Source organism: Kordia sp. (assembly GCF_045105435.1).
Lineage (GTDB): Bacteria > Bacteroidota > Bacteroidia > Flavobacteriales > Flavobacteriaceae > Kordia.
This window is the reverse complement of record NZ_JBGCDL010000379.1, coordinates 1-3831: the sequence shown is the minus strand read 5'-3', so window position 1 is coordinate 3831 and position 3831 is coordinate 1. Positions and strand designations below refer to the sequence as shown.

4 protein-coding genes are annotated in these 3831 nt (G+C 34.4%); all 4 read left to right on the top strand.

What is annotated here, in order from left to right:
• Positions 1 to 314 precede the first annotated feature (314 nt).
• The 4 genes from AB8B65_RS19260 (at position 315) to AB8B65_RS19245 (ending at position 3593) form a co-directional block, all read left to right on the top strand.
• Positions 315 to 440 (top strand): hypothetical protein, encoded by a 126-nt coding sequence (locus tag AB8B65_RS19260; protein ID WP_405302913.1) that lies wholly within the window; start codon positions 315 to 317, stop codon positions 438 to 440.
• A 77-nt stretch (positions 441 to 517) separates the two neighbouring features.
• On the top strand, positions 518 to 1186 hold the full coding sequence (locus AB8B65_RS19255) for a DUF4386 family protein (protein WP_405302912.1): 669 nt from the start codon (positions 518 to 520) through the stop codon (positions 1184 to 1186).
• An 89-nt stretch (positions 1187 to 1275) separates the two neighbouring features.
• Positions 1276 to 2319: a tetratricopeptide repeat protein gene (locus tag AB8B65_RS19250; protein WP_405302911.1), complete on the top strand. Its 1044-nt coding sequence runs from the start codon at positions 1276 to 1278 to the stop codon at positions 2317 to 2319.
• Positions 2320 to 2441: 122 nt separating this feature from the next.
• Positions 2442 to 3593: a vWA domain-containing protein gene (locus AB8B65_RS19245; RefSeq protein WP_405302910.1), complete on the top strand. Its 1152-nt coding sequence runs from the start codon at positions 2442 to 2444 to the stop codon at positions 3591 to 3593.
• Positions 3594 to 3831: the final 238 nt, after the last annotated feature.

Here is a 3831-nt window from a genome sequence, read left to right as displayed (position 1 = left end):
CGTTGGAATGCGATCACTTAACTGAAAATTGTTGAATAATTTTTCTTGATAGATTTTCTTGCCTTGCATTATTCAAGATACGAAATTTATCAATATCTTAGACTTGTGCAATAGGCACAACGTGTATAATTCATTGCTAGTTAAAGCCTACTTACGAAAGTCCTCGCAGACTTTCTATCTGTGATTTATTTGCTAACTTTAGTGCTTAAAACCCGCAACTAATCATACACAATAACGTTAGTGGCAAGCTGAAAACTGATGCAAGAAAAAAAGAAAATAGCGGAAACTCCTCTGGTCCACACTTACACTATCACTTGCAAAATACACCAAACTATTTGGACGGAATTGGACTTCCGGCACAGTTTAAAAACTACTATGAAGATGATGATTTAATAGAAAACGGAGAACCTGTGCAAGGACAACTTGTACGAAAAAGTTAAAAATCATCTCATAACAAAAAGTAGGAAACCTCGTAACGAAATCAATGCTAAATCGTCTTCAATAAAAAAGGTTTAAAATGATGGAACTAAAAAAACTACAAAAAATCGGTGGCGTATGTGCCATTATTGAAGCGCTCATTTATATCACAACTTTTATTGTTTACGGCGCAATAATCATCTATCCTGAAGAAAATACGAGCGCGGTTGATGAATTAACGATACTATCAGACAATTACCTGGCTTTATCCATCATAAACCTTGTGAGCTATGTATTATTCGGAATTGTATTAGCTGTATTAGTATTAGCGATTTATCAACGACTTAAAAATCATGCGCCAAACTTTTCAAAACTGGCGTTTACTTTTGGAATTATTTGGGTCGGATTGGTCATAGCAAGCGGAATGATAGCCAATATAGGTTTGAATTCAGTCCTAAAGATAGGAGAAACAGCGCCCGAAAATGCAATCGTAATTTGGTCTAGCGTCAGCATTATTGTAGAAGGACTTGGTGGCGGAAACGAGATTGTAGGCGGAATTTGGGTGTTGCTAATCAGTTGCATCGCTTTAAAAGGGCAATTCTTTTCAAAACCAATAAACTACATCGGAATTGTAGTTGGAGTTGCGGGAATTTTAACAGTATATCCACTAGAAATATTTACAGAAATCTTCGGAATAAGTCAGATACTTTGGTTCTTATGGATTGGTATATTTATGATTCGTAAACCTGCTACACCGCGAGAAGTGTAATTAACATAAGCACTAAATATTTTTTAAATCAATGAAAATCGTATATTGAAACAGTTCAAAATATAGCAGTGACAAAATACGAAGCATTTATGAAAAAAACACCATTTATCATTCTAGGAATATTCATATTCTTCTCTTGCGAAAATATTGGTGTAGACCATTATTTGGAAGGAAAAAAACAGTTTGATAATGGTGAATTTGATAATGCTATTAAATTGTTTACCAGAGAAATAAATGTCAATGGTGGCACAGACTTGGCGTATTATTACAGAGGTAGATCATCACAAAAAAAGAGAGAATTCCAAAATGCAATTGAAGATTATATCAAAGCAATTGAAATGAATAATGAACTATCTGAGGCTCATGTCAATAGAGCTGTGTCGCACATTAGGCTAAAAGAATATGATATAGCTCTCAAAGGATTAGATAAAATGTTAAGCCATTTCAAAATTGGACAAGATTCTATAACTACTAAAAACATAGTAATTGCACTGAATAATAGAGGTTTATTGAAACAACATCATCTAAAAGATTCTGTGGCGGCATTAGCTGATTACAACAAGTCAGTCCGTATAGGTAAAGATTTCCCAAATTATTTACCATATAGGAATAGAGGAAAATTATATTTCAGGCAGAAAAACTATGAAAAAGCACTAAAAGACTTTAATAGCGCAATTCTTCTCAATAATAATGATTCTGAAATCTATTATGGAAGAGGTCAAGCTAAATACCATTTAGGTGATATACAGAACGCTCTACTAGATACAAACGTAGCTATTGAACTTGATAAAACTAATTGGAGTTATTACAATCAGCGTGGCATTATCTTAAATGACATGGAAAAGCATGAAGAAGCAATCTCCGACTTTACCAAAGCAATTGAGATTTCCGATCATGCGTATGCATATAATAACAGAGGTTTTTCATATTACAAGCTGGGGAATTTAAAGCAAGCTTTAGTAGATTGTGAAAAATCATTAGAATTAAATGACGAAAATGGTTTAGCCTATTATTATTTGGGATTGATAGCTTATAAATTAGGCAAATCAGAAAGAGCATGTGTTCACTTTACCAAAGCATTAAATTTAGGTGAAGTAAAAGCCGAAATGGCGCTTAGGGTTAAATGTAGGTGAAAAAACAACAACTTCTACTCAATCTTCCAACTCTCCAATCTTTTCCGTATTTTTACAGTAAAAGAAAAATCTAGTAAAAACTTCACATTTCAACTAGAAACCCGAAAAAGAAAGGATAATTAATGACGAGTATGAATTTTAACTACGGAAAAGGCTTTACATTCAGTAAGCACATTCCAAAAGAAATATCGCATTTTGAACGTGTATTTGATATTTTTAAAGACGTCCTAACACATACTTCAGGCGATATTGAAGAAGCGTTTGATTGGCTTGATACACTCGATAGAGAATACAATATCTTTACAGACGAATACACATTGCAAGATTTTGAGGACGATCTGAAAAAACGCGGATATATCAAAGAAGAAATCGATCTCGAAGAAGGAAATGCAGGCAACGAACCCGGAAAAGGGAAAAGCGTATTGACCGCAAAAATGGAATCTGCATTGCGTGCGTATGCGTTAGATCAAATATTTGGGAAGCTAAAACGAAGCGGTTTAGGAAACCATAACACGTCAAAACTTGGAAAAGGCGACGAGCGCGATGGCGAAAGCAGAGCGTTTCAGTTTGGAGACGATTTGGCAATGATCAACATGACGGAAAGCATCAAAAATGCACAAGTCAACAATGGAATTGGAGATTTACGACTTACCGAAAATGATCTCATCGTTGAAGAAACCAAACACAAATCGCAAATGAGTACGGTCTTAATGATTGATATCAGTCATTCCATGATTCTGTACGGAGAAGATCGCATTACACCAGCAAAAAAAGTGGCAATGGCTTTGGTGGAGTTAATTCACAGAAAATATCCAAAAGATTCCATTGATGTCATTGTATTTGGAAACGAAGCGTGGCCAATCAAAATAAAAGATTTACCATACCTAAAAGTCGGTCCGTATCACACAAATACGGTGGCTGGACTTGAATTGGCAATGGATATTCTCCGCCGAAAGCGAAATACCAACAAGCAAATTTTTATGATTACGGACGGAAAACCAAGCTGTTTGACCTTGCCTAATGGCGAATTTTACAAAAACAGTTTCGGTTTGGACGAACAAATTGTTTCAAAATGTCTAAACAAAGCAGCACAAGCACGAAAATTAAAAATTCCGATCACGACATTTATGATTGCCAAAGATCCGCATTTACGAAGATTTGTAGAAGTGTTTACAGCCCAAAATAGGGGAAAAGCCTTCTTAACAGGATTGTCTGGCTTGGGACAAATGATTTTTGAAGATTACGAAAAAAATAGAAAAAGAAGAATACAATAATATGAATTTAGTTTGTATTTGAATTCCCAAAGGAAGAATAGTAAGATAGTTGTCAAATCGAGCGCAGTCGAGATTGTTTGAAACCTTAGCTTTCTTTAGCTTCTCGACTGCGCTCGAAGTGACAAACGTTAATCATAAAAAAATATAAATATCATTTAATAATGACTCAAATTATTAATTGAAAAAGAACAAAATAAACAGATGCAAAAAGAAATCACTTTCAAAGAATTAAAAGATT

What these genes read in the sequence shown, in the direction of transcription:
- AB8B65_RS19245 (WP_405302910.1), top strand. Translation starts at nt 2,442, where the DNA reads ATGACGAGTATGAATTTTAACTACGGAAAAGGCTTTACATTCAGTAAG.
- AB8B65_RS19250 (WP_405302911.1), top strand. Translation starts at nt 1,276, where the DNA reads ATGAAAAAAACACCATTTATCATTCTAGGAATATTCATATTCTTCTCT.
- AB8B65_RS19255 (WP_405302912.1), top strand. Translation starts at nt 518, where the DNA reads ATGATGGAACTAAAAAAACTACAAAAAATCGGTGGCGTATGTGCCATT.